The 5619-nt window shown below is 53.1% G+C and carries 6 protein-coding genes; 4 read left to right on the forward strand and 2 right to left on the reverse strand.

What is annotated here, in order from left to right; translation table 11 throughout:
- The first annotated feature begins 269 nt into the window (after window positions 1–269).
- Window positions 270–1238 carry a replication initiation protein gene (locus MKK64_RS27985; RefSeq protein WP_243939049.1) on the forward strand — a complete coding sequence of 323 codons (969 nt, stop codon included), beginning with the start codon at window positions 270–272 and terminating at the stop codon, window positions 1236–1238.
- A gap of 11 nt (window positions 1239–1249) precedes the next feature.
- Here the strand turns inward: MKK64_RS27985 and MKK64_RS27990 are convergent, their stop codons facing one another.
- Entirely contained in the window at window positions 1250–1744 is a 495-nt protein-coding gene (locus tag MKK64_RS27990; RefSeq protein WP_243939051.1) for a hypothetical protein, read from the reverse strand.
- Window positions 1745–1875: 131 nt separating this feature from the next.
- Between MKK64_RS27990 and MKK64_RS27995 the strand changes: the two genes are divergently transcribed.
- From MKK64_RS27995 to MKK64_RS28005, 3 genes are all read left to right on the forward strand, one after another.
- Window positions 1876–2196: a hypothetical protein gene (locus MKK64_RS27995; protein WP_243939053.1), complete on the forward strand. Its 321-nt coding sequence runs from the start codon at window positions 1876–1878 to the stop codon at window positions 2194–2196.
- A 72-nt stretch (window positions 2197–2268) separates the two neighbouring features.
- Window positions 2269–2649, forward strand: coding sequence for a hypothetical protein (locus tag MKK64_RS28000; RefSeq protein ID WP_243939055.1), 381 nt, complete (start codon window positions 2269–2271; stop codon window positions 2647–2649).
- 630 nt (window positions 2650–3279) lie between these two features.
- Window positions 3280–3729: a hypothetical protein gene (locus MKK64_RS28005; RefSeq protein WP_243939057.1), complete on the forward strand. Its 450-nt coding sequence runs from the start codon at window positions 3280–3282 to the stop codon at window positions 3727–3729.
- Between the two features lie 21 nt (window positions 3730–3750).
- Here MKK64_RS28005 and mobV read toward each other — a convergent pair whose 3' ends face one another.
- Window positions 3751–4473 (reverse strand): MobV family relaxase, encoded by a 723-nt coding sequence (gene mobV, locus MKK64_RS28010; protein WP_243939059.1) that lies wholly within the window; start codon window positions 4471–4473, stop codon window positions 3751–3753.
- Window positions 4474–5619 lie beyond the last annotated feature (1146 nt).

Raw genomic sequence — 5619 nt, forward strand, 5'->3', positions numbered from 1 at the left:
AACACAACTTGTGTATTTGTAAAGCTTTGTTCTATTTGAGTGGCTTGCAACTCTTTTAAAATTAATCAATTATGTCATTCAAAAACGGCTTTTTGTTTAGTAAAAACGTCTTTTCGTGTAGTAAAAACGGCTTTTCGTCTAGTAAAAACGTCTTTTCGTGTTCTTAAAAACGGCTTTTCGTGTAGTAAAAACTTACATTACAAACGTCTGAAGTTTTTGGTTAGCGTTTTTACCGTATAATTGCTCCTGAGTCAGTTAGACACTATTCAATGAACAAGGAGCTAGAAATCCGCCAGCATAATGCGCTAACTAATGCCCGCTACGAATACTCGGAGCTGCAATTGGACTTGTTCTTCTTCATCATCTCCAAGCTGCGGAAAGGCGACAAAGACACTGTTTATCAATTAGATATTACAGAGTTGTCCAGCCTGACGGGAAAGCGCTACAACGGGGCTTACCTGCACAAAGCCACCGCTGACATGGGAGCCCGCATGTTAGAAGTGGAAGATGCCAACGAGTACCAGCAAATCTGGATGTTCCAGCGGATTCGCTACCTCAAAGGGCAAGGAATCATTGAATTTGACCTGACTAGGCACGTTTTACCTTTCCTGTTCGACCTCAAAAACAACTTCACTAGCTACGAGCTGGCCGCTGCACTCCGCCTCACCAGCAAGTACGCTAAGCGGGTGTATCAGCTCTGCTCCCAATGGAAGGATATAGGCGAAACTAAAAAGTACGACCTGCAGGATTTCAAGAGAATGCTCGGCCTTCTCGATGAAAAGGGAAACGACAAGACCGAAAGAGTCAGCGACTTAAAGAGTAAAGTGTTAGACATTGCTGTCAAGCAAATCAACGAGCACACCGAACTGCACGTCAGTTACACCCTGGAAAAGAAGGGCAAGGCCTTCAAAAACATCGTTTTCACGGTCAAGCCGCAAGCGCTGGCCGAAACCATCCCGTTTGACCTGGTGCCGGCGGGCACGGCCCCGGCTGGGATGCAGCAGCACCAGGTGGAGAACGCCGGCCGGCTACTCGCGCAGCTGAGCATCACCACGCCGGCGCTGGTGGCCACCATCCTGGCCAGCGCGGCGCACGTGGCGGCCTGCAACAAGTTCGCCCACGACCTGAAAACCGGCAAGCACGCCAAGGCTCATTCCCTGTCGGGGCTCCTGCTCACCATCCTGGGCCTTAAAAAGCCCACAAACGGGCCGCTGTTCGACGCGGTCACCAAAAAGTAGGGCTTACCTGCCTACTTGCCGAAAACGCGCTGCCACAAGCTCTTTCGCGCTGGCTCAGCCAACCGGGCTGCAATGCCCTCGACCATCTGCGTCAGCTGCTCCACCTGCACCTGCAGGTCGCGGGGGCTGGCCGGCAGCTGCGGGGCCTCGGCCTGGCTGAGCTCGCCTTGGACAAAGGCGCGCACCTCGTCGTTGAAGTACTGCCCCATCGTCTTGTCGGCCCGCGCCGCGGCCTTCTCCAGCATGGCCCGCGTTTCGCGTTCCACCCCGCGCACCGACCAAGTCACGGCCGTGGTGCTGGCCGGTTTCGCTGGTCGCCCGCCTTTGTTGCTTGTCTTACTAGGTGTAAGACCGTCGTTCTCCTCCTCTACCACGTCAGTCTTACCAATACCGGTTTCTGTAAGACTGATTTCAGGCGTTGTCTTACCGATTTCGGCCGCTGTAAGACCGTTTTCAGGGTCTGTCTTACCGTTTTTGGTTTTTGTCTGACTGACTTTGGGCTTCATGTGAACGTGTCTTACAAGTTGTAAGACACATAGGTACGCTGAAAATTCGTGTCTTACAGCGTGTCTTACAACCACCAGGAGCTTCCATGCGCCTTATTTAAATCACCGTTTCGCTAAACTAATAATTGGTCATGGGCTTCGAGCATGAATCATCCTTTGCGTCACCACTGGATTTCCCAACACTGCAACGCCTGCTCACGTGTTTAAAGCGTCCCCCAACGTGGCCGTTGCTGCGTGCCGAACAGGATGGGCAAACGCACGTCTTGGGTTACGCCTATGCGGTTGGGGTGCCGCCTGTTTGGGAAGAAGACTTTTTGCTTTGCTTAACGAACCAGAAGCTGTACTTGCTCCTGCACACCGCCACAGGAGAGCAAGAGCCGGCAGTACTGGCGTGGCTGCAAGACTGCCTGCATACCAGCGGTCTAGCAACGGCAGAGTTCCATGAGCCGTGAACGAGGCTCCTTAGGCATTAATACCCTCATTTGGCTGGATTGGCCCTTTCGGTAGACTGCAATGTCAGCTCCTTGTACTTCCTGTTCATGACCCTTATTCCTTCCCACTCCACCTGCTGGATTCTCGATGATGTGGACGCTGATTTTTCGGCCATCTGGGAGCTGGTTTCTGTTTTTCAGCAACGCCAACCGGCCGTTGATGCGGCCGACATATTAGAGCAGCTGCGCCAAGCCCTGACGGAGTTGCAGCAGCAGGACTACGTGCGCTTCTATGAGGGAACACACTTCAATGGGGACGAAAAGCCATTCATGCCGGTGCTAACGGCCGATTTCATGGCCGCACAAGCTGAAGACTGGAAAAACCAAGACTGGTCCGTCAAACAGGTTAAACTGTACATTACCGACAGCGGGCGAGCGTTCTTTCTGACGCACTGTGATAGTACATTCTTTTAACGCTCGTTTGCGTGAACTCATTAACTGAACCAGTTTTTTAACTCCTACTGGCCCATTAGCTGATTTAAGCAAACCAGATGCAGTTGTTCACGCAAACGAACGTAATTCTGTGCGGCATATACTTATTGCCCTATTACCAACCATGATGTTCACCTTCTTGAAGAACCTGACTTCTTTTTTCGCGTGGCTACAAATTATGGTCTCGCCTTCCTTGATAGGCGTGATTGTCGGGGGACTCGCTTGGCTTGGATTGAAGGGGATGCCAGGTGTTGTGGTGGGAAGCGTGTGCGCCGCGTTAGGCGTAGGGCTGGGCATCTGGTGGGCAGAGAAGGCCCGAAAGGGGAAAGGGACCGTGGAGTTTGTTTCTCGAATCCGAAGCCATCCCGAATTACACGAGCTGGACCAAAAGTAGACGCGGCAGCTAGGTCCAAGAAAACGGTGGTTTTTCAACGGCCTGTCCGAAACAGGATTTTAGGGGCAATGGGGAAGTGCAACTAGTACCTGCCTCGTCTGGGATTCGTCCCTTAACATAACATCCGTTATAAGCGGCCTCACGGAAAAGTAGCGGTTTTTCGCCCCACTGCCCCTACCCTCTAATTGTGGTACTTTGCTGCTATAAGCATTATCCGTATGAGCTACGACCTGATGGTTTTCAGCAAAGAGGCCGCCCCAAAAACGAAGTCTGAGTTTATGGCTTGGTATGACACCCAAACAGAATGGGCAGAGGAGCACACCTACGATGACCCGGCTATAACCACTCCTGAACTTCGGGCCTGGCTAATGGAAATGGAACAGACATTTCCAGACATGAACGGTCCTAACGCGACCGATGACCACACAAGTGCTTACGAAACGGACTATTGTATCGGCCGCGTGGTTATCTATGCCGCCTTTAGCTGGTCTTTGTCAGGGGAAGCGAACGAAACGGCTCACCGGCTGGCGCAGAAGCATCAAGTTGGCTTTTATGACCCCAGTTTTGAGGGGCCTATACTGCTCCCTGAAAACGGCGAATTGAGGCCAATGGAAGAAGCTGACAAGCAGAATCCGGACCTGAAGAAGCCTTGGTGGCAATTGTGGTAGCAGTTGACGCCGATACGCATTTCACATGCTTACCCCACCGCCGCGGCTGTGCTGCTGCTCGGCTTGACGCAAGCGTTGTTGGGCCACCTGGCGCTGCGCCTCCTGCTCCAGCTGCGGGTTGAGTTCTTTGACCAGGCCGTAGAAGCGCTTTACCTCCTGGTGCTGGGCCTGGCTACCCTCCACCCCGCGCTGCAGCCCGAGCGGGGCCACCTTAGCCGCAAAGCTGGTCTGCATGTCGCGCATCTTCTGCCGGTCGCCCAGCATGGCCCGGCAATTGAGCTTGCCGGCCGCATCGATGGGCACGACCGTGGCGTGGATGTGCGGGGTCTGCTCATCGAGGTGCAGCACGGCGTTCACCACGTTCTCTTTCCCATAGCGCTCATTGAGCCACTCCATCGCCCGGTCCCGGAAGCCGGCAAACTTGGCCCCGTCCTCAGGTGAGCAAACGAGCTGGGCCAGCTTGCCGGACTGGCCGGGCTCCTTGCGAATGTCCAAAAACTCGGGGCTGAAGGTCATCAGGTGCTCGACGGCCAGCACGGCGTTGCTGCGCACCGTGCAGCCGGCCGCATCGAGGCGGGCCTGCACGTCGGCCGCGAGGTCCTGGCTGCCCACCAGCTGCACGTTGAGCGGGGTCAACTCGGCATCCGCGTTGGGCGTGGGCCGCAGCCGCTGCAGGTGTTCGTTGAGGGAATTCAGGTTGCCGGCGGTCTTGAGCTTGGCCGTGCGCAGGATGGCATAGGGCATCGGGGCGGTAGGGAAAAAGGGTGGCCAACGGGCCGGCTTCGGGTGCCGGGGACCACCGGGTAGAACGGGTGCCCGCAGGGCCGAACAGACAATTTTGGGCAGCCTAAAGCGCAGCGCTTAGGCTGCCCAAAATTGTCTAGTGAGTACACAACGCTTGAACATTACGCTTGCTTACGTTTGCGCCTTACGCTTACATCGTATTTCTTACGCTTATCAGTTACGCTATCAGGAGCTTATCTACGCTAAACCTTTACGCTTGTACCACCTGGTAATACTGGTTTGGCCTTCACTAGACGCTGCACTACCGAGTTGGCCCGTTCGTACTGCATCCGGTCGAGTAGCGTCCGTATCTGCTTCACCTGGTCTGGGGTCATCGTATCGCTGAGCTGAGGCAATAGCTTCCCCGCTTCCTCTCCTAAGAAGTCGATTTTGCGGGCTAGGTAGTACTCTTCGCCCTGGTACAACCACTGCGCTTCCTCTGACTTTTGGGCTTTATCCCACGCGCTGACCCGGCAGTTAGTGGAGCAGAATCGGCCTCCTTTGCGGCGGGGAGTATAAACAGTCGAACAGTGTTGGCAGGTGTAGCGCATACAGGGAAATTGCTATTTGCCTTTCTCCTACGGGCATCTAGTGCGACTAGGTTACACCTGGTGCCGGCGCTGCTCAGGGCTTGCTTCCCCACGGCCCCTGGGGCAAAAGTTCTCCCGGGTGCAAGAGGGTACATAAGCTCGACAATAAGTTTTATATACTGTTGATTGCAAATTATATAGTGTTTATCGAATGCGCGCAAGTCACTGGCTTCTAGGGTATTTTGTTTGTTTTCTGTTTTCCGTCGGGAGTTATCCACCGTCCTAAAAGCTTTTTTCCTCGCGCGAAACACAACTTGTGTATTTGTAAAGCTTTGTTCTATTTGAGGGGCTTGCAACTATTTGAAAATTAATCAATTATGTCATTCAAAAACGGCTTTTCGTGTAGTAAAAACGGCTTTTCGTGTAGTAAAAACGGCTTTTCGTGTAGTAAAAACGGCTTTTCGTGTGTTTAAAAACGGCTTTTCGTGTAGTAAAAACTTACATTAAAAACGTCTGAAGTTTTTGGTTAGCGTTTTTACCGTATAATTGCTCCTGAGTCAGTTAGACACTATTCAAT

Source organism: Methylobacterium sp. E-025 (assembly GCF_022829705.1).
GTDB lineage: Bacteria > Pseudomonadota > Alphaproteobacteria > Rhizobiales > Beijerinckiaceae > Methylobacterium.

Coding starts and splice junctions, on each gene's coding strand:
- MKK64_RS27985 (WP_243939049.1), top strand. CDS start 270: ATGAACAAGGAGCTAGAAATCCGCCAGCATAATGCGCTAACTAATGCC.
- MKK64_RS27990 (WP_243939051.1), bottom strand. CDS start 1,744: ATGAAGCCCAAAGTCAGTCAGACAAAAACCAAAAACGGTAAGACAGAC.
- MKK64_RS27995 (WP_243939053.1), top strand. CDS start 1,876: ATGGGCTTCGAGCATGAATCATCCTTTGCGTCACCACTGGATTTCCCA.
- MKK64_RS28005 (WP_243939057.1), top strand. CDS start 3,280: ATGAGCTACGACCTGATGGTTTTCAGCAAAGAGGCCGCCCCAAAAACG.
- mobV (WP_243939059.1), bottom strand. CDS start 4,473: ATGCCCTATGCCATCCTGCGCACGGCCAAGCTCAAGACCGCCGGCAAC.